Below are 23,057 nucleotides of genomic sequence, written 5' to 3'. Positions count from 1 at the left end.
CAATAAAATCGGCAATTTGGATTCTCCCAATTGTGGATAATAAGGGGAATGTAGATCGATAAAAGAGGTCGACCCCTAAAACTGTAATATTAATTATCGTAGTAATGGTAATATTTATTCCAGCTAATATCATCCCACCCACACAGACGAATTTAGCCTTTTTTTTATCATTTAAAAATGGAAGCAACATCGTAAAGACAACCATTTCTCCAAAGGGAAAGGTGATGGTTTCTCTTAGAAATGTTTTTAAGACCGGTTTCAACCCATTTTCTAAAATGGGCTTTAGGTTCCCTAAATGAATCAAACCAGAAAAAACAATTAACAGCATCCCTAATATCGCCGTAAAGTAGACAATTCCAAAGAATATCTCACCAACTCGAGCTAATACTTCGAACCCCTTATGAAGGCCATAGATAATCGTAATGATCATCAAAGAATTGATGACAAAAAGCGGCGTACTATTATAAATAGTTGTCGTTAATAACTCTCCAAAATCTCGCAATACCCTTGATGCAAGATAAATAAAATAAGTAATATATAAAACCCCAATAAATCTTCCAAGCCATTTACCTACTATTTTTTGAAGATAACTAGTTAAAGGCAGGTCAGGATAGTACATATATAATCGATAATAAATAAAAAAGACACTGATACCGCCAGCTAATCCCAACAATATAGCAATCCAGGCGTCCTGTTTCACTTTTGCTCCGAGTCCAAGAAGAATAGCACTCCCCATCTCAAACAAAACAATCAGGACAAACAATTGGGTTGCACTTATTTTTGCCTTTTCCATGTACTTCCCCCATTTAAAGGGTTATTTATTCATATCTGACCAAAACGGATTCGTCCTAACCCCTTCGCGTCGAACGTAAGAATCTACCTTAACATTCACCTCTATGTCTGCAAAATAATTGTTCCAATCTCCCTTTAGTTTCCTCCAAACGTTAGGATTGGCTTTATGAACAACATCACCAAATCCGAAAATATCGCACTTTAGTCTCTGTGCTTCCTTTACTGTAGACTGTATCTCCTTTTTAATTGCTTTCTCCGTTAACTTTTCAATTTTCCCAATCGTTTTTGGGTCCATCAAGTCAATGGCAGTATTTGCTTCACTAACCCAGCCTTCATTTTCAATTTTTACATTTATTACTGGTCTTCCTTGTTTAAAGGCAGATGAAACCTTGGTTTTTGAGCGAATCGGAACAACACTAAGGGCATTCTTCTTCCCCTTCCATTTAAGAGTAATATCTGTACTCTTTGCTTTATCCAAGATCCAAATTACCCCACGAGACTTTCTACTTTCAATCCAATCTATCAATGCACCATCTTTAAATACTGCTAATCCATCCGCTGCGAGTAAAGCATCAGTCGTCGTTTTTTGTAAATTCACTGCCTGATTGGCTTTTTCTTTTTCACCTATTAGGCTATAGCCATTTAAAATAGGCTCTTTTCCGTTTCCGACAATTCCATCAATAATATCATCGATACTTACACTCATATTTTCGCCTTTCATTGCCTCAGTAAATTTGATCTCTTTTGTAATTTTGGTAACAGGCAGTTTATCAAGAATGGTCAAAGTAGTCACTATTTCCTCAGCAGAAGAATCTCTAGCTACCACTATCTCTGTAGTCGTTCTAAATTCTGGATCTCTGGCAAAGGCATCCAATAGATTAAGCATTAAAGTTCTATCTCTCGCTACTTCTTCACTAACAACGACTAAATTGGTATGTGCATAATATAAACGGCGCGAGACTTTTTTCGTTGCATTTCTGGCTGCCTCCGTAATCGTTCTGCCTTTGCTTTTATAAACGGCAATTGGCAGCCCCTGACCTCCTCCTCCACCTTGTCCTGCTGAAACGTTCCCAGGATTAACTAGTTGAAACGAGACATGGTACAAATCGTCCTCCCCTCGATCAATTCCGAGTGCCATCACAAAGGCCAAATCCGTGAGCTCCTTCTGATTCCAGCAGGCACTTAAGATAGGCACAGACATCATTAATACCAACATAACCATCAACCATTTTTTCATCACTCTTCACCATTATTGGATTGATTTTCCGATTGTGTGGGCGGACCTGGCTTTTGATGTTCCCCGGACCTCTTCATATTTCCTTTACTAATAAACATGGGTCTATTTTTTATAGCCCAGACGGGAAAGCGAACAAATGCATCTTGTTGATTATGAAGGTTGAATGGTGCTAGCGGCATCATGTACGGAATACCAAACGAGCGAAGCGAACATAGATGAATCGTCATGAACATAAGCCCTAACATGATTCCATAAAAACCTAGCATTGTAGCTAATCCCATCAGGACAAAGCGAACTAATCTTGCAGCAATCGCCATAGCAAAAACGGGAGTGGAAAAATTCGCAATGGCTGTGATAGAAACAACAATAACCATTACAGGAGAGACGAACCCTGCTTGTACTGCTGCCTGACCTATTACGAGAGCCCCTACAATCGACACAGCTTGACCAACTGCCCTTGGAAGTCTAAGTCCCGCCTCCCTCAAAATTTCAAACGTAACTTCCATGATTAGTGCCTCTACAAAGGCTGGAAAGGGAACATTTTCACGTTGAGCAGCAATAGCAATGGCCATCGTGGTTGGAATCATCTCTTGATGGAAAGTGGTTGCAGCAATATAAACAGAAGGTCCAATAACTGCGATAAGGAATGCCAAAATTCTTAACAATCGTATTCCTGTTGAAATGTCAAACCGTGAATAGTAATCATCAGGTGCTTGAAAAAATTGAATAAAAATGGCTGGCACCGTAACTACAAACGGAGTCCCATCGACAATGATAGCGATTCTTCCCTCCAGTAAATGAGATGTTACGACATCCGGTCTTTCTGAATGGTAGGTGGTTGGAAATGTTGTCCAAGTTTGGTCTTCAATCAATTGCTCTATATATCCAGAACCAAGGATGGCATCGATATCTATTCGTTGAAGCCTTTCTCTGACTTCTTCCACAATCTTCTCATTAGCAATGCCTTTTATATACAAAATGGCAATATCAGATTGTGAAACAGCTCCAATTTTCATGGATTCAATCCATAAATTGGGGCTCTTTATTCTACGGCGAATTAACGCTGTATTCGTACGGAGTGTTTCTGTAAACGAATCTTTTGGGCCGCGAATCGATAATTGGGTTGTAGGTTCCGAAATGGCCCGCCTTTCCCATCCTTTGGTTTCGCCGCCAATTGCTTTGTTGCACCCTTGTAAAAAGATGAGTGTATCGCCAACCATCAATGTATCATAAACTTGATTCCAATTTTCAACTGTCTTGACACTACCAAGTGCCATCGTTTTATCCAGCATGAATTGAAATATATCTATTGGTCCTTCGGGTACTTCTGTTTCCATAGCTGTTTCTAAAATATAATCGGCGATTGCTACGGAACTAGCCAATCCGTCAACATAAACTAACGCCCCTTTATGGGCACCAATCTTAAAATCGCGAACGACAATATCGGTACTATTCCCAAGTTCCTCTTTTATTCGTGAGATATTCTCTTGATAATCTCTTAATATAGGCAAGTCCTCTGGTTTAAGCGGATCTTGTTTCTGCCTATAATTATCGTCCTGTCTCTTTTTTTGTTTATTTTTGAGCATTTTAGACAAAATCGACACAATATCCGCCTCACTTACAAATATTTATAAACTTTTCTCCCAATACTGGATATATTGCCCACCAAATACCACTTTATCCCATTGAAAGCGGTTTTTATCCAATTCGTCATAACCTTTTTAAGGCCGAATAAGGAACCGGCTTGAAAAGAATAATAAAAAGAATATGATTCCTAAAGGTGTGATGAGTGTGAAGATATTTTTTGTTACAAGCTTACTTGCGGTTTTCTCTGCAATACTTATTATTTCCTTGGACCTTATCATGGGAGTGAGTGTTTCTGGAATTATATGGAAGGCAATAAACCCTTTTAGGGTTATGGAACCGGCTGAATATGTGATTATTTTTTTATTTACGGCATTTTTCGTCATCGATACCTTTGGTTCTTATTTAAATAAGAAAAAGAATAAGCAGAATCCAACTAATTAATGCTTTTACTGGTGGATAACCCCACTTTACTCGCGGATAGCACCACTTTACTGAAGGATAACCACACTTTACTAGCGGAAAACTACATTTTACTGGGGGAAAACCACATTTTACTGGCGGATAACCACACTTTACTGGCGACATCCCCATTTCACCCGTTATCGTGCCCGAACCCATGGTCATTATCTAAAAACATGTTAGGTTAACATCCATCTTTGTGAAAATAGCTTTTATAAAAAAGCAAGAGCCTTCCTTATAATGGAAGACTCTTGTCTGAATTAGACTTCGATATATTTTTTTCTCTTTTCTTGAACAATCTCATGAATAAGGCACCTACCAATGATAGTCTATTCCACCATCTCCTCTTCCCTTTTAAATTTGGCCCATATACATAACGATTCCAAAAATAATAGAAAAATTCCTCTACAATTAGCAATAGGACGAAACATAGTGCGGAAATAGTTATCCAAAACCACATATTAAGGACTCCTTTTCAAACAGATAATGAATCATATTCGAAAAACCTCTTGAAAGTTCTTTCATAATCAAACGCTTTCCAATTGGAACTATCTGTATATTTTTATTTTACCAAAAAATCACTTAATTGTGGACTTTTAGGTAAATGATGTAGTATTTTTATTTTGAGTCACGAAACTTTTTAAGGGGGAATTTAATTTTATGGAATATCGTCGCTTAGGAAGCACTGGTTTAAAGGTTAGTGAAATTAGTTTAGGAAGCTGGCTTACATACGGAGGTTACGTCGAGGAACAAAATGCTGCAGCTTCGATTGATAAAGCATATGAATTAGGAATCAACTTTTTTGATACTGCAAATGTTTATATGCGTGGAGAAGCAGAAATCGTGGTGGGTAAAGCACTGAAGAAATATATACGGGATTCTTATGTATTGGCTACAAAAGTTTTTTGGCCAATGGGTGATGGTCCAAATGATCGAGGATTATCTCGTAAGCATGTAATCGAACAGTGCCATGCTAGTCTTAAACGACTTAACACTGATTATGTGGACATTTATTATTGCCATCGTTTTGACCCGCAAACACCACTCGATGAAACTTTACGTGCTCTAGATGATCTTGTTCGTCAAGGGAAAGTCTTATATGTCGGTGTGAGTGAGTGGACAGCTGAACAAATTTCCGAAGCCGTTCATCTTGCAGATAAAAAGCTGCTTGATCGGATAGTAGTCAATCAGCCGCAATACAGCATGCTGCAACGTTACATTGAAAAAGAAGTACTGCCTGTAAGTGAAAAACATGGAATTGGCCAGGTTGTCTGGTCACCACTCGCCCAAGGTGTGCTAACTGGTAAATATAAAAAAGGACAACAAGCACCAGCTGGCAGCAGGGCTTCACAGGAAAAATACAGTAATCTTTTTGGATTGTTAACGGATGAGAACCTCGATAAAGTGGAGCTTTTAAAAGAAGTTGCTCAAGACAATGAGCTTTCCCTAGCAAATCTTGCCCTTGCCTGGATTTTGCGGCAGAAGAACGTGGCCAGTGCACTGGTTGGTGCCAGCCGTCCCGAGCAATTGGAAGAAAACGTGAAAGCATCAGGTGTAAGGCTAAACGATGAAACCCTTGCAAGGATTGAAGACATTTTAAGATAAAAAAAATGCCTCTGGTTTTCGTCTCCAGAGGCATTTTTTAATTCGATTACATTGTTTTTTCTAATGTCGGTGCTTTTGTGTTAATAAAAAATTTATTTCCTGCCAAGAAGAAAACGACACTGCCCAAGGTCGTGATGGCAAGAATCCAAAACATAATTTGGCCTTGAAACTGACTTAGAAGATAACCACCGATAACAGGACCTAAAAAGTTTCCAATCTTGCGGAATTGTGCTGCACCGAAATAGGTGCCACGCAAATGTTCGGGGGCAAGTTGATCAATCATCATGCTGTTGGAAGGAAATATTAAAATTTCACCTATTGTCAACAACACAATTGCCACAATAGCCGTTACCCAGCCATTAACAAAACTGAACGAAACTAATCCTGCCGCCATAAATACGGCTCCGATAACCATAACCTGCATTAACCGGAACTTCTCAGCAATATGGCTAATCGGCATTTGCAGGAAAACAACCATTACAGCATTGATCGTGATTAAGGAAGAAAAAATGACAATGCCGCTGCCTACTGTTCCTTCAAGTATTTGCGGTAGGTTGGAGTCAATTTGAACATAGCCCATGTTGACTAAAATAATCCCAATGATTAGATATCTTAATGCTTTATCTGTTCTAATAATCGTAAATGCATCACCAAAGGAGACAACTTTTTTGCTTTGTACAGTCTGTGGTAAGACAAATTTCTTCATTAAGATTACCAGCACTATGGCATACATCAAATAAGTAGTTCCCGTTATAGCAAACGACAACTTAGCTGATGTACTGGCTAAATAGGCGCCAACAAGGGGACCAACAGATGCACCTATATTCATCGCCGTATATCGTAACGAATATACCTTCATCCGCTTTTCCTTATCGGTTAAGTCGGCCATTAAGGCTTGTGAGGTAGGTTCAAAAAATGAGTTACTCAATCCATTTAATGCGTTTAACAAAATAAACCATCCCTGACCTGTAGCTACAGTAAATCCATAATAAACAAGTGCAACCATAAATAAAGATATGAGCATAACAGGTTTCCGCCCAAAACGATCTGATAAATGACCGCCAATAAACCCGCCAACGGTTGCCATTAACGGACTCATCCCTACGGTTAAGCCAATCACGATAGGCGACAGATCCATATGACGAGATAAGTAGATAGAGAGAAACGGAAGCGTCATATAAGCTGAGCCTCTTGATAAAACGGTACCGACTAATAAAACCCACACAATTGGATGAAATTGTCCGATATAATTTTTTACTTTTTCCATATAGGTTCAGCCTCTCATAATTTTTTCGGTCAATTTCTAGTAAAACAATTTGAGTGGATAATGTAAAGAATTTTCTTACTGTTTTAACAGAAAAAGCCAGTTCCATTTAAGAACTGACTTCGGTAAATTTAGTTAGGATCTTTGTAGGTTAACGCTCGTTCACTATCCCTATAGCCCTTTGTGGTAGGATCTTGCACTATGCCCAACATCGACAACAAAACAAAGACGGCATTCACAAAGGTTAAAACGCCATTCTGAATGGCATCAGTAAGTTGAAAATCAATGATTCCAAAGGAATTTAAACACGCTAATACCATTTGAGCAACGATCATTATTTGAGATATAAATGCGATAACCCAGTTCCGGTTTCTTAATCGAACTTTCCAGTTGATCATCTTCCCCATCCCCTTCCATTATGTTAATCACTCTTTCTATTAACATATGCTTGGACGTGGGAAGGGTTGTCCGCGATTATCATGGGTTTTTATCATTTACCCCATTAGACTTCTCTTCGCATTGCCTTTAATACATCGACTTTGGTTGCCCGCTGTGCTGGGCGCAATCCTGAAATAATTGTCACAGCGTAACAAATCACGATACAAATAATTGGTAAAACAAGCGGGATATCACTAAAGATAAGGTCTAAGTCCATCTCTTGGCCAAATGCCTGTTTGATAATCAATGGGATCGCAAAATTAACTGTATAGCTAATTCCATATGATACGATCGTGCCAATGAGTGCACCAATTAACCCAATATAACTGCTTTCAAGCAAAAAGATTCGCTTAATTGTTTTCGGGTTCGCGCCGATGGCTTTCATGATTCCAATATCAGGTGCCCGCTCGGTTACCGCCATCGTCATTGTATTGTAAATACCGATAGAAGCAATCAGGATTGCGATCGTTCCAATAAAGATAAGACCTGCCTTCGCAATCATAAACACCATATTTACTTCTTTTAACTCATTTACTACCGAATATGTAGCATAGTTCTTTTCTTTTAACTGATCAGATATACTTTGGACTGCTTCCATGTTTTTGGCATAAATTTTTACTTCATCATATGCATTTTTATGAACCTCTAGGTCGTCAGATACTTTTTTAGTATTTGCATCCAACATGTACCCTTTTGGTGTCCCCGTAAACTTCTCAATTTCTGTTAACATCTCATCCGAAATAAAGACACTGCTATCTTGGGCCCATTCTTTTGTTGGCTTTTTAGAGATTCCCACCACTTTCAAGGGAATCGTTTTTTCGATTTGTTTCCCATCTTTAAACTGGCGAATCGTTAATTCAATTTCCTTTCCAAGTAATTCACCTTTGTAGAGATAAGCTTCTTTAATCTGCCCTTTTTCATCATACAGATCATCGCCGGCATCCTTGTCAGCCAGATTTAATAGGAAATTATAGCCCACGGCCACTTCGTTTTTCTCCTTTGGCAGACGTCCCTCCGATAATTCGAAACCAGCTTTTATTTCGGCAGGAAAATTAGCCACAAAGGTTTGTGTTCCAACTTGATAATTTCCAATCGAATAGGTACTTTGTTGCTGCAACATTTTCCTTCTAGTCACTGCTTTCACATCTTTTATCTTTTCAAATATACGAACATCTTTATCATTTAAAGGACGATACACACCTTGATCTTTTGATTCTTTGCCATGTACATCAATTTGGGTAATGACCCTCCGTTCGGTAATTTCTTTTACCACCGATTTCTGCAATCCAAACCCTACCGAGGCAAGCACAATTAAAAAGGCACATCCCATTGCCGTTGCTAGAATCGTCATAAAGACTCTCGTTCTATTTTTCTTCATATTTTGACGGACAAAGCGGAATTGATCTTTTAGCTTCATATCGTCACCCCCTCGACAATGCGTCCATCTTTTAATTCAATTTTGTGATGGCCAATTTCTGCGACCTTGTCATCATGGGTGATAATTAAAAATGTGATCCCCATATCATGATTTAATTCCTTAATAAATGAGAGTAGCTCTTCCTCTGTTTCACTATCAAGGCTCCCTGTCGGCTCATCGGCAAGAATAATCGGAGGATTCACAATTAAGGCCCGGGCGATACTTACCCGCTGCTGCTGTCCGCCTGATAGTTCTCCTGGATAATGATCCTGGTATTCTAGTAATCCCACTTTTTCAAGCATGGCTTCAGTTTGCATTTTTCTATCCTTTTCATTCACACCTTTTAATATCAATGGCAACTCTACATTTTGAAATGCCGTCATGCTCGGTATCAATTGAAAGCTTTGAAAAATAAAACCTAGATGATTGATCCGGAAGTCAGCAAATTTCGATTCATTCAAATCTGATACTTTTTCCCCGCTTATCCAAATCCCCCCCTCTTTTGGATGAATGAAACCACTGATTAAATTAAGGAGAGTCGATTTTCCTGACCCGCTTCTGCCCACTATGGTCACAATTTCACCTTTCTCGACGCTAAAAGAAATATCTCTTAGTACTGGAATAATTGTTTGTCGCCCTTTTTTTCCAATCACAAAGTCATGGCTTAAGTTTTTTATTGTTATCATCATATCCTCCTGTTTCCCAATCACTTCACCCTAATAGACGAAGCAAACTCATCTGACCCCTACAAAGGAATAAATATTTTTTCACAACTTGTTAGACGCCTAATACGTTTTTTTGGTTACATATGGGAATATTAGTTTCTATATAGGCTTTTACTAGTCTTTTTAATTAATAAAATTTATAATAAAGGAATTGAAAATTACCTTTTGAAAGTAAGGAGATCACATGGAGAAATTTCATCCTTATTGGGAGAAGATTGTTCGTTTCTGGAAAAAGAAACATTTAACTCAAATATTATTATTACTCATCCTAGTGGTTGTTTTAGCCACCATCCTTTATTTTGGCTGGATTGCGATGAGAGCAAATGTAGAATCACTAAAACAAGGCCTAAACCAGCCGACGGTTATATATGATAAAAAAGGGAAACTAGCTAGTAATGTTGCCACCAATCGGACGAAAGGAGTACAAATCAAGGATTTGCCTAAGTATGTCCCTAATGCCGTCGTCGCGATTGAGGATGAACGATTCTATGAGCATGGCGGCTTTGATATAAAGGGGATTGCGCGTGCCTTTTTCAGTAACTTGTTTGCGGGCAGGATAACGGGCGGCGGCAGTACGTTAACCCAGCAGTTAACAAAGAATGCCCTCTTGTCCCCGGAACGAACCTATAAGCGAAAAGCAGAGGAATTATTTTTAGCGGTAAAAATTGAGAAGGTTTATTCCAAAAACGAGATTTTACAAATGTACCTAAATCAGGTTTATTTCGGGAGCGGTGCCTGGGGAATCAGCAATGCATCCAAAAAATACTTTGATAAAAATATTACAGACGTTACGATCAGTGAGGCAGCCATGCTTGCCGGTTTACTGCATTCACCGAATTATCTTGACCCTTATAAAAACTATGATTTAGCTATGAAAAGACGAAATACTGTTTTAAGTAAAATGAAAGAACTTGGAATGATCTCTAGCTCAGAGTATAAACAAGCTAAAAAAGAAAAGATCCGCCTGCATGATGGCGGCGGAAGCAATGTTGAACGAAAATACCCTTATTATGTGGATGCGGTCCTAAATGAAGCGATCTATAAATATGGATTAACACAAGAGGAAATCCTTACGAGAGGTTATCGAATTTACACTGCAATGGATCAAAATCTTCAGACTGCTCTTGAAAAGGTGTATAGTGAAGACTATTTGTTCCCGCGCAGTAGAGGCGGAAAACTTGTCCAAAGCGGCTCTGTTCTAATGGATCCTGCTACAGGAGGGGTTAGTGCTTTAGTTGGCGGCCGCGGCGAGCATATATTCCGAGGCTTTAACCGGGCAACCCAATTACGCGCACAGCCAGGGTCATCCATCAAACCATTGGCCGTTTATACACCTGCCCTTGAGGAAGGCTACAAATACTCATCCGAGCTTGTTGATAAACCAATCACCTTCGGAAATTATAAGCCAGAAAATTTTTCAAAAACATATGAAGGCAAGGTTGAAATGTACAAGGCACTTGAGAAGTCGCTGAATATCCCAGCTGTATGGCTGCTAAATGAAATTGGCTTAAATAAGGGGATCGAGTCATTGAAGAGGTTTGGGATCCCGGTCGAAAAAGAAGATAAAAACCTGGCCATTGCACTAGGCGGGATGAGTAAAGGGGTCTCCCCTCTTCAAATGGCTAACGCCTTTTCGGCTTTCCCAAATGGCGGGAACCGAGAAGATAGCCACCTAATCACTAAAATAGTCGGACCCACTGGAAATGTGATCGCAGAGCATGAAGTAAAAACGACAAAAGTAACTTCCGTAGAGGTAACAGATGAGATGACATCGATGCTCTTAAATGTAGTCGAATCAGGAACTGCAAGGCGCACCCGCATCCCTGGTGTGCAGATTGCTGGAAAAACGGGATCGACTCAATTACCTTTTCGTGATATTAGTGGAACCAAGGACCAATGGATGGTTGGATATACGCCCAATCTTGTCGGCGCTATCTGGTTAGGGTTTGACCAAACAGACCGGGAACATTACCTGCCAAGTCCAAGTTCGGCCAATGTGGTGCCGATATTTAAAGAGATTATGAAGGAGTCCCTTCCACATCTGCCAAAGGAACAGTTTGAAGTGACTTCGATTAATGATCAACTCAAAGGTGATGTTCCTTTGAAGATAAGCATCAATAACCAGGCGAAGAAAATTAGCAAGGAATTAAATGAAAATGCTCAAAAAATCGGAAAAACGATAAAGGAAAATGCTCCAGGTTGGAAAGAAAGTTTCGATAGGGCTTTATATAAGCTGGGGCAGGGAGTTAATTCAATCATAGAAAGAATTCGGCAGTAAAAAATAGCACCAATGCGGTGCTATTTTTTTATCTGCAAGGAGTGGAACAAACTTCCTGTCATTTTTCGTAATGTTTCTTCTTGGTCTGGATGGAAAACGGCGATGAAACAAGTGGAGGGGCCAGCTGATTTTAACATATCCACGTTAGTGACGATCATTTCTTGGGTTAGGTTTTCATTTGAGAACATTTGATTAAGCTCAAATAAGATTCCTTTAGAACCAACCGGCCATAGAATGACATCCTGAACCATGCTGACCTCTTGAAAAATAGATAGAGGGGCAACCTGATCCTGTAGTTCGATCACTTCGTTTCCGACGAGCGGCAACCCAATAATAGCAAATCTCCACTGATTAGAGTAAGTAATATCGGTCGTTTTAGCAGTTGGCTTTTTGCCGAGAACCACTAATCCAACGGCAGATTGAAGGAGTGAAAAGTTACTCTCAGTACTCCCGGTTATCCTTACATCCGATAACTTTAGTTCGAACAGCCCCTTTTCGATTCCCCTAACAAGCTCATCCCATGGTTCATTTCCGCAAAAGTTATGGAGGATGACTGAAATAGGCACTCCACCTGCTGCCATACATTCCATGACGGCGACTCTAAATGCATAATAAGCGACCGTTTCGTAGGGTACTTGAACAAGGTCTTGCTCCTTCATCCCAATGGCTCCGCTATTATCACAAGCAATAATGAGGGATTCTCCACCGTTAAAAGGGATTGTAACTATATCCCTCATTGTTTTACATCCCGATTAGGTAATCCCTGCTTGACCAGGGATGATAATCGAGGAATAGTGACCACTGCGATTACAGTATTAATGATAGAACCAATGAGCAGTGAAGGGACAATCCCCAAATAAAAGCCTGTATTCATTAAAAAAATAAAGGGTAACGGCGCAACAAATGAGTTACCAATAATGAAAACCACACTAGCTATAATCTTCTTGTTTTTATAAAGACGGCCAAAAACCCATATAAGTACGGCCATTTCAACAGCAATTAAAAAGTGCATGGGACCTAGTGGGAATCCACCTATTAATGCTGATAAGAGATGACCAAATGCCCCCACTAACGCACCTGGCCCTGCACCAAACAGGACCGCTGCCAATAGAGCTGGGAATGCATCTAAAGCGACGCTGCCAATAATCGCCGGAATCTTAATCATCGCCCCGACCACAGATAATGCCGTTAACATCGCCAGCCCGCTAATTAATTTTCCCTTCATTCTACTTGTCATCCTTACGCTTCACATCCCTGAACACCTTGGCACTGCGGACATATTCTACATCACAGACTTGTAAGCGGAAGTTGATCACGCGTGCCAGCGCAAAGAAATAATCGGAGAGACGGTTTAGGTACATTAATGCTAGTTCAGATGTCTTGGTGTCTGATTTTACCAACTTAACAACCAATCTTTCGGCCCTTCGAGTCACGGTCCTGGCGATATGAATCGATGCTGACGGCTTAGTACCTCCCGGTAAAATAAATCGCTCCAGTTCTGGTGCTTCTGCTATATATTCATCTATTTTCTTTTCTAGGTAATCAATCGCTTCTTGTTGAAGTTTTACTTCTCGTTTTTCAGTCACATTTGCAAGGTCGCCGCCACAATCAAATAGCTCATGTTGGATTTTTTCAAGATCACCAAGCACGTCCTTAAATAAAAGAGGGTCGAGTTCTTGAATAGCCTGGCCAACAAAACAATTGACTTCGTCTACTGTTCCGTATGCTTCGACTCGGGTATCATCTTTGTCTACCCTTCCTCCGATAATACTTGTTTTTCCTTTGTCACCTGTTCTTGTATAAATTCTCATCGATTTCATTCCCCTTTACTTAATAGTTTGATTTAAGCCATACCAAATCACGTCAACTTTTTCTGATTTGGCTGCGATATCTTGATATGCCCATCCGGTTACATCCCGCCATCTTCTATTTGCTGCCTCCATAGGAACAATTCCTTTTGATATATCAGTTCCAATGACAATTAACTGGCGCTGCAGCTCAGCTTGTTCCCAAGTGAGCCATTCCTCTATACAATTAACCCATTTCACCCTGCATTTATCCGCATCCATTGTTGCAGTTAACTCTTTTAACCATATTTCAACACCCTCAAGAATCACTACATCCTGGTCGAAATCGATCAAGTTAATCGGGAGAGAGTGGTTATCGTACGCAGATACCCAATGTTTATTCTCATAAACGCTGTAGGTATTCTTTACCCATTCCCTTTTGCCGTTAAAGGCTCCTCCAATAATAAAATGCATCGTTCACCCCTCCTTAGCGATTCCTTCTCAAAAATAAGTTCGTAGCCTTGATCATGCGTTACCTGCCATTCCCAAAATTCTTTCGGCTGAGGGGCAAACCTTGATAAAAGATGGCGGATAACCCCGCCATGGGTAATCACTGCACAGCTTTTTAAGTTTAAGATAAGAACCTCTTCAGTAATCTTTACCCAGGCAGAATCAACCCTTTTGCTGAAGTCGTGAAAGGATTCACCGCCCGGTGGAGAATGAATCCACGGATCTATCACCCAGTGGTGATAATGACTATTTTCTTTCAAATCTTCGAACGTTTTCCCTTCCCAACTACCGAAATTCATTTCTCGTAATTCCTTGACAAGATGCAGGTTGGCAGTTGGAAATAACCATTCTGCTGTACCAACACATCTTTGTAAATCACTAGAATAATAACGTTGGTAGCTTTTTGAAGTGACGAGATCCTTTGTTTCATGAGATAAGAGTGAATCGTTCCAGCCCAAATAGGCTTTTCGTTTGTTCTCTTCCGTTATACCATGACGAAATAATGCAATAACCACACGGTCATCCACAGTAGTAACTCAGTCCCTTCTACAGCAGCACCTAAGACATCCCCTGTAATACCGCCAAACCATTTCACAGCTTTCCGGCGAATCAAGAGTAAACAAAAGGCTGCCACTAGAATCAATAAACCGATTAGAAAGAAAGCTTTATTTAAGAAACTGATGAGAATGAAAAGACTAATGAAATAAAGAGGATAGGGCCATAGCGCTTGAGGTTTTGCCGCATTCTGAAACAGCTTGCCGAGTCCCTCATCTTTGGCGCTCTTAACCGTTAACAACAGAATGCCCATTACACTCTTACTTAAAAATGGAATCATCGCAATCATGATAAATAGTACATTTTCGAAATTGGCAGTACTTTCATACATAAAGAGAAAGCGACAGCTTAATAAAACAAGAATGGAAAGAACACCAAATGCCCCTGTCCTTGGATCCTTCATAATTTCCAGCCTCTTCGCTTTGTCTTGATAGGAAAAATATGCATCACTGGCATCCATCCAGCCATCTAGATGAATTCCTCCAGTCAAAACAATCGTCGCCAGCCATAGTAAGAATGCCGAAGCCAGATGAGAAAAAGGAGTATATTCAAGACAGAAATAATACACGGTTGCATAAATGATTCCTTGAATTAATCCGACAAGTGGGAAGGCTTGTACTGCCTTTTTAAGATGTTCGTTATCCATAGGTAATTCTTTATTGATTGGTATTGCCGTAAAAAATTGAATATTAATGAAGAAACCCTTCCAAAACTTCATGATTTTGAGCCCCATTGATTGATGAGCTTTTTCATTAGCTCCCATTTTAGGTGACTTTTCATCTCATCGGCTAAAAAATCGAATCTTTTATCCTTAAACTCGCTAATCGAACGGACTCCTTCGGTCGGCAACCCTTTCTTTTTGCGAATCATGTTTAACCATTGATTTCTCCATTCATCATTATGAAAAAGATGGTGAAGATACGTCCCAATGATTTGACCGTCATTTCCGAAATAACCATCCTCTTCCCCAGTAGCAAATGTTAAAAATGGACTCACTTTTGTTGGAAATGTGGTCTTTCCTAGGTGGATTTCATACCCTTCTAACGGCTGATTGGATCGCAATCCTGTATCTTTGTGATAATGAGCAATGGCACGATTTGTTTCTTTATCTTTATAAAAAGTAGTCGTTGCAGGGATAATGCCTAAACCCTTCACTGTGAAGTTGGGGATGCAGGTGTCTGAACCAGCTTCATCTATCATTTCTTGGCCGAGGATTTGATACCCGCCACAAATCCCAACAACAAAACCGCCATTTGCCACATGCGTTTTGATTAGGATATCTAACTGTTTATCTCGTAAATTTTCAAAGTCGCTGATGGTACTTTTTGTACCAGGAATGATGATCGCATCCGGCTGACCAAATTCACTTGCATGTTTGACCCAGCGAAGAGATACATTTTCTTCATATAAGAATGGTTCCATATCACTGTAATTTGAAATATAAGGCAGGTGGATGACCGCAATATCGACTATTCCTTTATGGCGATTAGAAAATTGGGTCCCGATTGATAAGGAATCCTCCCCATCGATCATATGATTCTCCACATATGGCAATACACCCAAAACAGGAATACCTGTTTTTTCTTCCAGCCATTGAACTCCATCTTCAAATAGGGTGAGATCGCCGCGGAATTTATTGATAATCACACCTGCAACTCGTTCCCGTTCGTTAGGCTCTAGTAAATCCAGCGTGCCTACGATACTCGCAAACACACCGCCGCGATCAATATCAGCAACCAGGACCACTGGTACATCCGCTAATTCAGCTACCTTCATATTAACAAGTTCGCGGTCCTTTAAATTAATTTCAACCGGGCTGCCAGCTCCTTCGATTACTACCACATCAAAATGAGTGGAAAGGTGTTGAAGTGATTTCTTAATCACTGCTATCCCCTTTTCATAAAAGTAATCCCGATATCCATTCCCTGAAAGGGTATCGATTGCTTTTCCTAGATATACAATTTCTGCTTGCAGATCGGAACGAGGCTTTAGTAGAATTGGATTCATCCAAACGTCTGGCTCAACTCTTGCTGCCTCCGCTTGAATTCCCTGTGCTCTGCCAATCTCTTTTCCGTCTCTAGTGACATAGGAGTTATTAGACATGTTCTGTGACTTAAACGGGACAACTCTTACTCCTTCATTGGCAAGGATTCGGCACAAGGCCGTTACGATAAGACTTTTGCCTACATCGGAAGCTGTCCCCTGGATCATAATTCCTTTCATCGATTTTCTCCCTTCATGACGATGGGAATACCCGCTTCCACTAAAAACACTTGATCCGCTTCATTGACTAAATACTGATGAATCTGTCCTAACAAACGCCCGTAGGTAATCACCATTTCATTGTCAAGGAATGGTTCATTTAATACTTCATTACTAACAACTATCATAGTCCCTGCACGTTTTTTTATCGAAATAATCCCGGAGAGAATATGATCTTTTACGGTGAATAAAAATCGCTCATCCCATATTTGCTTAGCAGTAAACAATTCATTATTTAATAGTGTCGTGACACAATCTACTAAAACCACATCTTTTGCATGAAACTCCCCAGCAATCTTCCCTATTTGATGTGATTGTTCATACGTTTTCCACTGGCAGGTACCTGCAAAGCGATCGTGTTGGTGTTTTTTTATTCGTTCTTCCATTTCTGAATCTGATGGAACACCCGTTGCTAGATAGTTCAGCCGGCTGTTTGTCTTTCTAGCAATCTCTACTGCTTTCTCCTCAGCAAAGCTACTCTTCCCGCTTCTAACTCCGCCTGTTACAAAGATGAATGAGGATGCCGCCATTGTGCTAGCACCTCCATTAGTTGATTATTTTCTTCATGACCCTTAATTGCAAAACGCAGCCAGCGTCCCTCCAAACCTGGGAAATTAAAGGTATGGCGGGGAATGATACCCTTATGAAGAAGAAACTCAAATAAGTCGAATTGATCTTTTATCTGCGTATCATGTAATAAATAGAAATTAACAGAAGAAGCAGAAACAACAAATTCATTTTGCTTAAAAAAAGCAAAAAGCCTTTTCCGCTCATAACATATATATTCTTGTGACTCCTTAATAAAAGATTCATCTTGCAGACAAAGTTCTCCAGCTAGTAACGCAATAGTATTGGTACTCCAATGTGATTGCAGTTTGGAAAGTTCTGAAACAATGGCTGGTTGAGCGAGTAAATATCCTAAGCGAATTCCAGGAATCGCAAACATCTTTGTCAGCGAACGAATGATAATTAAATTTGAAAACCTATTTAGGTATGGTACAAACGAAACATAATCGGTTAAAAAATCAAAAAATGCTTCATCCAAAATGACGAGGCAGTCTTGCTCTTCACATTCCTCTAAGATCGAAATAATCGTTGACATTGGATATTGAATGCCAGTTGGATTATTTGGATTACACAAAAATAAGGCATCTGCACCATTTAGACTGGAACGTAAATCATCTGAAATCAATTCAAACCTTGGCTCTCTCAATTGATGATAGACAATTTCACAGTTGTTGGCCTGACAGGTTGTTTCATATTCTGAGAATGCCGGCTCCACGATGACGACTTTTTTGCCAGCCAGTCTTCGTGCAAGTAGTGTAATAAGTTCTGCGCCGCCATTACCAATTAAAATAGAATCCATCGAGATTTGTTCTGATTTAGAAATCCTATCCTTTAGCTGTGTGGCGAATGGATCTGGATAGACATGAATTTCTTTAAAAAAGTCCTGCCACCTTTCCTTTAATGCAGGTGGTGGTCCAAGTGGATTGATATTCGCGCTAAAATCAATATACGGCTTCGGAAGTGCTAACCCCATTGCCTCATATAAATATTGAGGATTCGAGCCATGTGAAGGCCAAATCAAGGAGCATTCCTCCCATCCATATAAATAATAAAAATAAAAAGACCGTTCTCTTAAGAATAGAATTGGCTTTAAGAATATGATTCGCTTGAATCGGCTGGAGCGGTTCTCCCATTTTTGCACGGTCCGAAACGACCCCTTTGTAATAATTGATCCCGCCAAGTTGTATCCCTAAAATAGCCGCGACAGCTGCTTCACCCCAGCCGCTATTAGGGCTTGGATGCTTCTTCGCATCACGGAACAAAATGGACCACGCCATTCTCTGTCCTGTCCTTTCAGGTGGTTTAGCAAGCAGCATGATCATCCCTGTTAATCGACTGGGGATCCAATTCATCACATCATCCCATTTTGCAGACGCCCAGCCAAACTCTTTATATTTTTCGTTCATATGGCCCACCATCGAGTCGCAAGTATTCGCAGCCCGATAAACCATCGCAAGCGGTGCACCGCCAATGAGTGCCCAAAACATAGGGGCTGTCACACCATCACTCGTATTTTCTGCGACCGTTTCAATCGCCCCCCGTGCAATTTCTCCTTCGTCCAGGGATGCTGTATCACGCCCCACAATATAGGATAGTTTTCCACGGGCTCTAGCTAGATCCCCTTTGACTAATGGTTGATAGACCTCTACCGCTGCACTATTTAAACTCTTTTGGGCAATGGTTGTCGAAATAATCATACTTTCTACTAAAATCCCGACAAAGGGATGAACCCAATAACTTACTACAACTAAAACCAGTGCTACGAAAAAAACAAATAGTAAAATAAAAAGGAGCATTCCCACCCCATTCCATTTCTTATACTTCCCTTTATTCCAACGTTTTTCAAAAAATGTAATCATCGTCCCGATCCATCTGACTGGATGGGGCCAATGGGGTGGATCGCCAATAAACATGTCAATAAAATAGGCACCTGTAATTGCGGCTAAATGATAGACGATCATTTTCGTTTCCTTTTATTTGATGTTTGAATCGCTTCTGTTGTACATTGGTAAACAGCCTTACTAATCAGCTTTCCTAACGGGGTAATAGTTCCAGCAAACTCCAATCTTTCTCCCCTTTGAGTTGCAGCAATTAAAATACTATCTGTCGAAGTTCCAGTAGCAAAAGTTCCTGTGAGTTCATCCATTACCTTTAGGTCATTCAACGCCTTTACCTTCGCTTCCGTTGCGGTCATGATGCTTTGGATAAAAGCCTCCTCCGTTAGCTCACCCTCGACAAAAATCCATGTATTGATTGTTCCAGGTACCTGATCATACGAATGAAGTTCACTTTTCGAGGCATCAATTGCATTTCCCACTCCAGCTGTTACAACCACAAATATCGAGAAGCTGTCACTCGTATACGTTTTGTATATGACATCCTCCAAAATTACTGCCGTCATCATTCCAACTGTTTCCGACGGTTCAATCCCTTTTGATTTGAGAAATGAAGCCATTTCAGAACGGTGATCATCACAATTATAATCCTTGTTGACATGCCGATTTACAAATGTCTGATGCCATCCGGTACCTGAGCCAATTACTCCTGAGGACATCGTTCTTAATGGTATCGGGGATGTGAACTCGATAAAATCTTGTGATATATGTAACCTCGAATCATCTAAATGAAAATCCACAAATTCGCTCTTCACCTTTGGCAGTAAAACCATTTGTGGTGCAGCGACTTTAGGATGGGGGTGGTTTTGGATATCGGTATGGTACACGTCTCTTATTCGTTCTTCCCGTAGCACCTCATTAGGAATGTGATCGATATTAATCCGTCCATTTTCAAGGAGGAGCAACCGGTCACAATAAAGCCCAGCAAGATTTAAATCATGAAAAATCGAGATAACAGTTAAACCGTTTTCTGCTGTCCATTGTTTTAGGAAATCTAGTAATTCCTTTTGATACGATAAATCCAAATGGTTCGTGGGTTCATCTAAAAGAAGAATTTCAGGTTCTTGCGCTAAGGCTTGAGCGAGAAATACTCTTTGTTTTTCACCGCCTGATAACTCCTGAATATTTTTATGTTGGAATTTGGCCACACCAATTTGCTTCATTACCCGTTGGACAACCTCTTCATCGTCGTTACTCCAAGTTTGAAACAACCCCTTTTGATGGGCATAACGCCCGAGGGAGACGGTTTCTCTAACCGTGTAAGAGAAAGATTGTGATGAATGTTGGGACAGGACAGCAACAATTTGGGCCAACTGTTTTGCCTTGTATTCCTGCAGACGTTTTCCATGGATCAGAATCTCACCCTTTTGGAGCGGTAAAATGCCGCTTAGCATTTTCAAAAGGGTTGTCTTTCCACTTCCATTTGGTCCTAATATCCCGAATAGTTCTCCCTTTTTAACGTCAAAAGAAAGGTCCTTCAGAATTGCTTCACTCGAGTATCCACCGGAAACCTTTTGCACGTTCAGCATTCTTTAACCACTTCTTTCCATCTTTTTTCTTTGCAGCAGAATGATTCCAAAAATCGGAGCACCAATTAAGGCAGTTATTACACCAATTGGTAATTCCGTTGGAGATATGATCGTTCTTGAAATCAGGTCAGCCAAAATTAAAAAACCACTCCCCGTAATAATCGATAAAGGAAGAAGATGGCGATGGTCAGGACCCCACAGTAATCTCGAAAGATGTGGAATCACCAATCCGACAAACCCAATGGTGCCTGACACCGCAACCGCCGCTCCAGTTAAAATAGAGCCTGCCGTTAAGATTATGAGTTTTTTCTTATGAACATTGACTCCTAAATGCTGTGCTCGTTCTTCTCCAAACGACATGGCATTGAGTTCTTTGGCATTAAAGATTAGCAGACAAGAACCAATTACAAAAAACGGTAAAATGATTTTTATGTAATCCCAACCTCTCATCGATACACTACCTAAAAGCCAGCCAATAATTTGCCGGAGCTCATCCCCTGTAAGCGCAATCATGAGCGATATGATTGCTCCCAAGAAGGAGCTAAAAATAATTCCTGTTAAAATAATGGTTTCCACTCTTAAAGTACGCTCTATTTTACTCGCAAATGTAAGGACTAGAAAGATTGTAAAAAAGGAAAATAGAATGCTAAGCAATGGTAAGGTAAAGGAACCGATGAAAGGGATGGAAAGTTGGAAAAAAAGCGTTAACACTGCACCTACAGATGCCCCAGAGGATACACCTAATGTATATGGATCTGCTAATGGGTTTCTAAGCAGACCTTGAAAGGCTGCCCCTGCAATAGCAAGGGAAGCCCCGACAAGACCTGATAATATCACTCTAGGTAAGCGTATGCTTAGGACAATACTCGAATACATTGGGTCAATTGTCTCCAATGAAATAAATCCAAATAATTTTGCACTGATAATCTTTATAATCGTTAAAATTGGAACAGAAATCGTTCCAATTGAAATACCTAATATAATAGATAGAACAAGGAAAATTCCAGCTAGAATATAGGCTACAAACTTGTTATTTAAAAACTTCAGGATAGACAGCCTTCGCAAGTTCTTCTACTCCTTCAACGATCCTTGGCCCAGGGCGAGTGACCCGATCTGAATCGACATCCACGACATTCTTATTTTTTACGGCGCTGACCGATTCCCAACCTTTTCTACTTAAAACTTGGTCTTTCGGATTCTTTACATAGTAACCATAAGTAGTTACGATGACATCTGGATTGCGTTTAATCATTGCCTCTTGATCAATTTTAATCCAGCCTTCTTGATCGTTTGCGATATTTTCAGCATTTATTATACTAAGCATCTGATCCATAAACGTATTCTTTCCAGGTGTATAAATTTCTGGAGCCGGTGATACCTCGACAAATACTTTTTTCTTATCTTTTATTTTCTGTGCCTTTGCTTTAATATCTGCCAATTTATCCTTCATCGCGGTGATCATTTCTTCAGCTTTCGCTGTTTCACCGGTAGCTTTTCCAATCATATCAATGGAATCATAAACTTGGTCAAAATTTTGGGCATCATTAACGACTAAAACTGCAATGCCAGCATCTTTTAGCTGCTGGAGACCTGCTTCAGAATTGTGTGCTGAAGAGGCATGGGCTAACACTAAATCTGGTTTTAAGGAAATAATTTTTTCTAAGTTTATTTCTTGTCCGCCGATTTTCTCTTTTTTCGTTGCAGCCTCCGGATAATTATCAAAATCCGATACACCCACCACTTCTTGATCGAGACCTAAAGCAAATGCAATTTCTGTATTACTTGGGATAAGTGAAACAATCTTTTCTGGTTTCTTTTCAATCGTTACTTTGGTTTGGGTAGCATCTGTAAGCGTAAGTGGATATGTTATTTCCGCCGTTTTCTTCTCAACGCTGGATTTATTCTCTTCGTTTACTTGGTCTTTCTTTTCAGCACAACCTGCTAATACTCCTACTGTTAATAATACTACTAACAGCAATGAATACAACTTCTTCATTTTTCTCCCTGCTTTCTGTGTAAAGTATCATGTATGTAACAAAAAATAAATCTTTTCTTGTGCTAAACAAAATGCTTGGATAACAACAAAAAACATCTCCAAAATGAAATGGAGATGTTGGTATGATAGATTCAGGTTACTAGCATAAGTAAAG

General features: G+C 40.0%; 23 protein-coding genes. 3 read left to right on the top strand and 20 right to left on the bottom strand.

Annotated elements, in window-relative coordinates:
• The 3 genes from V7137_RS19125 to V7137_RS19115 form a co-directional block, all read right to left on the bottom strand.
• Window positions 1-793: GerAB/ArcD/ProY family transporter (locus V7137_RS19125; RefSeq protein WP_335699547.1), on the bottom strand; the 793-nt coding region annotated here is incomplete at its 3' end.
• A gap of 21 nt (window positions 794-814) precedes the next feature.
• Window positions 815-2,029 carry a Ger(x)C family spore germination protein gene (locus tag V7137_RS19120; protein ID WP_335699546.1) on the bottom strand — a complete coding sequence of 405 codons (1,215 nt, stop codon included), beginning with the start codon at window positions 2,027-2,029 and terminating at the stop codon, window positions 815-817.
• Window positions 2,029-3,615: a spore germination protein gene (locus V7137_RS19115; protein ID WP_335699551.1), complete on the bottom strand. Its 1,587-nt coding sequence runs from the start codon at window positions 3,613-3,615 to the stop codon at window positions 2,029-2,031. Before V7137_RS19115 ends, V7137_RS19120 begins: the two co-directional genes overlap by 1 nt.
• Window positions 3,616-3,820: 205 nt before the next feature.
• On the opposite strand from V7137_RS19115, the gene V7137_RS19110 reads away from it, so the two are divergent.
• Both V7137_RS19110 and V7137_RS19105 read left to right on the top strand, forming a co-directional pair.
• Window positions 3,821-4,057 (top strand): hypothetical protein, encoded by a 237-nt coding sequence (locus V7137_RS19110; protein WP_335699545.1) that lies wholly within the window; start codon window positions 3,821-3,823, stop codon window positions 4,055-4,057.
• 678 nt (window positions 4,058-4,735) lie between these two features.
• Entirely contained in the window at window positions 4,736-5,680 is a 945-nt protein-coding gene (locus tag V7137_RS19105) for an aldo/keto reductase family protein (RefSeq protein WP_218346479.1), read from the top strand.
• Window positions 5,681-5,726: 46 nt separating this feature from the next.
• Here the strand turns inward: V7137_RS19105 and V7137_RS19100 are convergent, their stop codons facing one another.
• The 4 genes from V7137_RS19100 to V7137_RS19085 all read right to left on the bottom strand — a co-directional run bounded on the left by V7137_RS19100 (window position 5,727) and on the right by V7137_RS19085 (window position 9,485).
• On the bottom strand, window positions 5,727-6,947 hold the full coding sequence (locus tag V7137_RS19100) for an MDR family MFS transporter (protein ID WP_335699544.1): 1,221 nt from the start codon (window positions 6,945-6,947) through the stop codon (window positions 5,727-5,729).
• A 128-nt stretch (window positions 6,948-7,075) separates the two neighbouring features.
• On the bottom strand, window positions 7,076-7,342 hold the full coding sequence (locus tag V7137_RS19095; RefSeq protein ID WP_335699543.1) for a phage holin: 267 nt from the start codon (window positions 7,340-7,342) through the stop codon (window positions 7,076-7,078).
• A 104-nt stretch (window positions 7,343-7,446) separates the two neighbouring features.
• Window positions 7,447-8,799 (bottom strand): ABC transporter permease, encoded by a 1,353-nt coding sequence (locus tag V7137_RS19090; protein ID WP_335699542.1) that lies wholly within the window; start codon window positions 8,797-8,799, stop codon window positions 7,447-7,449.
• Window positions 8,796-9,485: an ABC transporter ATP-binding protein gene (locus tag V7137_RS19085; protein ID WP_335699541.1), complete on the bottom strand. Its 690-nt coding sequence runs from the start codon at window positions 9,483-9,485 to the stop codon at window positions 8,796-8,798. The genes V7137_RS19090 and V7137_RS19085 overlap by 4 nt, the downstream gene beginning before the upstream one ends.
• Before the next feature lie 223 nt (window positions 9,486-9,708).
• Here V7137_RS19085 and V7137_RS19080 point away from each other — a divergent pair, with 223 nt between their 5' ends.
• Window positions 9,709-11,802, top strand: coding sequence for a transglycosylase domain-containing protein (locus V7137_RS19080; RefSeq protein ID WP_335699540.1), 2,094 nt, complete (start codon window positions 9,709-9,711; stop codon window positions 11,800-11,802).
• A 20-nt stretch (window positions 11,803-11,822) separates the two neighbouring features.
• Here V7137_RS19080 and V7137_RS19075 read toward each other — a convergent pair whose 3' ends face one another.
• From V7137_RS19075 to V7137_RS19015, 13 genes are read right to left on the bottom strand one after another with little or no spacing between them, the layout of a single operon-like run.
• Window positions 11,823-12,539, bottom strand: coding sequence for an ATP-binding protein (locus V7137_RS19075; RefSeq protein ID WP_335699539.1), 717 nt, complete (start codon window positions 12,537-12,539; stop codon window positions 11,823-11,825).
• Window positions 12,536-13,027, bottom strand: a complete 492-nt coding sequence (locus V7137_RS19070) for an ECF transporter S component (RefSeq protein WP_335699538.1) — start codon at window positions 13,025-13,027, stop codon at window positions 12,536-12,538. Before V7137_RS19070 ends, V7137_RS19075 begins: the two co-directional genes overlap by 4 nt.
• Before the next feature lies 1 nt (window position 13,028).
• On the bottom strand, window positions 13,029-13,613 hold the full coding sequence (locus tag V7137_RS19065; RefSeq protein ID WP_335699537.1) for a cob(I)yrinic acid a,c-diamide adenosyltransferase: 585 nt from the start codon (window positions 13,611-13,613) through the stop codon (window positions 13,029-13,031).
• A gap of 15 nt (window positions 13,614-13,628) precedes the next feature.
• Window positions 13,629-14,063 (bottom strand): bifunctional adenosylcobinamide kinase/adenosylcobinamide-phosphate guanylyltransferase, encoded by a 435-nt coding sequence (locus V7137_RS19060; RefSeq protein WP_335699536.1) that lies wholly within the window; start codon window positions 14,061-14,063, stop codon window positions 13,629-13,631.
• On the bottom strand, window positions 14,015-14,614 hold the full coding sequence (locus V7137_RS19055; RefSeq protein ID WP_335699535.1) for a histidine phosphatase family protein: 600 nt from the start codon (window positions 14,612-14,614) through the stop codon (window positions 14,015-14,017). Before V7137_RS19055 ends, V7137_RS19060 begins: the two co-directional genes overlap by 49 nt.
• Window positions 14,584-15,372, bottom strand: a complete 789-nt coding sequence (cobS, locus tag V7137_RS19050; protein WP_335699534.1) for an adenosylcobinamide-GDP ribazoletransferase — start codon at window positions 15,370-15,372, stop codon at window positions 14,584-14,586. Before cobS ends, V7137_RS19055 begins: the two co-directional genes overlap by 31 nt.
• A complete protein-coding gene (locus tag V7137_RS19045) occupies window positions 15,369-16,877 on the bottom strand; it encodes a cobyric acid synthase (protein ID WP_335699533.1) in 1,509 nt (502 codons plus the stop codon). Before V7137_RS19045 ends, cobS begins: the two co-directional genes overlap by 4 nt.
• The gene (locus V7137_RS19040; RefSeq protein ID WP_335699532.1) at window positions 16,874-17,446 is read right to left on the bottom strand and encodes a bifunctional adenosylcobinamide kinase/adenosylcobinamide-phosphate guanylyltransferase; all 573 of its coding nucleotides are present in this window, start codon (window positions 17,444-17,446) and stop codon (window positions 16,874-16,876) included. The genes V7137_RS19045 and V7137_RS19040 overlap by 4 nt, the downstream gene beginning before the upstream one ends.
• Window positions 17,419-18,504 carry a threonine-phosphate decarboxylase CobD gene (gene cobD / locus V7137_RS19035; RefSeq protein ID WP_335699531.1) on the bottom strand — a complete coding sequence of 362 codons (1,086 nt, stop codon included), beginning with the start codon at window positions 18,502-18,504 and terminating at the stop codon, window positions 17,419-17,421. Before cobD ends, V7137_RS19040 begins: the two co-directional genes overlap by 28 nt.
• The gene (gene cbiB, locus V7137_RS19030) at window positions 18,461-19,444 is read right to left on the bottom strand and encodes an adenosylcobinamide-phosphate synthase CbiB (RefSeq protein WP_335699530.1); all 984 of its coding nucleotides are present in this window, start codon (window positions 19,442-19,444) and stop codon (window positions 18,461-18,463) included. The genes cobD and cbiB overlap by 44 nt, the downstream gene beginning before the upstream one ends.
• Window positions 19,441-20,907 (bottom strand): heme ABC transporter ATP-binding protein, encoded by a 1,467-nt coding sequence (locus tag V7137_RS19025; RefSeq protein WP_335699529.1) that lies wholly within the window; start codon window positions 20,905-20,907, stop codon window positions 19,441-19,443. Before V7137_RS19025 ends, cbiB begins: the two co-directional genes overlap by 4 nt.
• A 3-nt stretch (window positions 20,908-20,910) precedes the next feature.
• Window positions 20,911-21,972 carry a FecCD family ABC transporter permease gene (locus tag V7137_RS19020; RefSeq protein ID WP_335699528.1) on the bottom strand — a complete coding sequence of 354 codons (1,062 nt, stop codon included), beginning with the start codon at window positions 21,970-21,972 and terminating at the stop codon, window positions 20,911-20,913.
• Complete coding sequence (locus tag V7137_RS19015) at window positions 21,938-22,903, bottom strand: ABC transporter substrate-binding protein (RefSeq protein ID WP_335699527.1); 966 nt, start codon at window positions 22,901-22,903, stop codon at window positions 21,938-21,940. Before V7137_RS19015 ends, V7137_RS19020 begins: the two co-directional genes overlap by 35 nt.
• Window positions 22,904-23,057 lie beyond the last annotated feature (154 nt).

The organism is Neobacillus drentensis (assembly GCF_036962765.1).
GTDB classification, from domain to species: domain Bacteria; phylum Bacillota; class Bacilli; order Bacillales; family Cytobacillaceae; genus Neobacillus; species Neobacillus drentensis_C.
The sequence above is the reverse complement of the archived record's forward strand: the minus strand, read 5'-3'. Positions and strand labels throughout refer to the sequence as shown.